General features: G+C 57.9%; 1 protein-coding gene. It reads right to left on the bottom strand.

Going from position 1 to position 847, the window contains the following annotated elements:
- Positions 1–133: 133 nt before the first annotated feature.
- Positions 134–847: efflux RND transporter permease subunit (locus A3754_RS03790; protein ID WP_156496758.1), on the bottom strand; the 714-nt coding region annotated here is incomplete at its 5' end.

The raw sequence follows: 847 nt of genomic DNA, 5'->3' as shown, positions 1-847 counted from the left end.
AAGTGAAATAGCGATAGCGATACGGCACATCCAGGCAGGACATTTTGCCCCACCCCTTTTGCGTCCAAATGCACACTCTCTTTGTGGGCAATTTAGGGGGTGAGGTCAACGGAAAGCGGGGATATTTTTGAATCTACGCAGAAGAATTGCGGGACAGGCCAAAAATCAGCGCCGTCAGGCAAGCCAGGAAAGTAACAGTGACGATGGCGGTGCCGAGCAAGCCGAACAGCACGATGGCACCAACCCCGCGATATAACTCCGTCCCTTCACCGGGGATCAGCACCAACGGGGCAAGGCCGCAAACCGTGGTGATGGTGGTCATGGCAATGGGCCTCAGTCTCGATGCCACCGCATCGCTGACCGCCTGCGCAGCAATGCTGCCGGCACGCATGTTCAGGGTGGCTTCGTGAACAATCAGGATAGGGTTGTTCACCACCGTGCCCATCAGAATCAGGAAGCCCAACATGGTAATCATGTCGAAAGGCTGACTGATACCAGCGGCATTTATCAGCGCGAGGCCCAGCAAACCGCTGGCAATGCCCAGTGGGATGGTGGTCATGATCAGCAGTGGGTAGCCCCAGTGTTTGAAAATGGCGACCAGCAGCAAATACACCAGCAGCAGGGCGACCACATAGTTACCGCTGAGCGATTGTTGTGTTGCCTGCAGCTGGTCGCTGGCGCCGGACAGGCTAATGCTGATGGTGTCCGGAATGGCCCCGTTGTCACGCAGCCGCTGGACCATGGTGCGCACCAGGGCCACGCCGCTTTCCAACGGCACTGACCGGGGCGGAATGATATTCAGCGTCACCGTGCGGCGGCCATTAACCCGGCGAACCACACTGGTATC

The sequence above is a fragment of the Alcanivorax sp. HI0083 genome (assembly GCF_001635175.1).
This window is presented reverse-complemented; position numbering and strand designations above follow the sequence as displayed.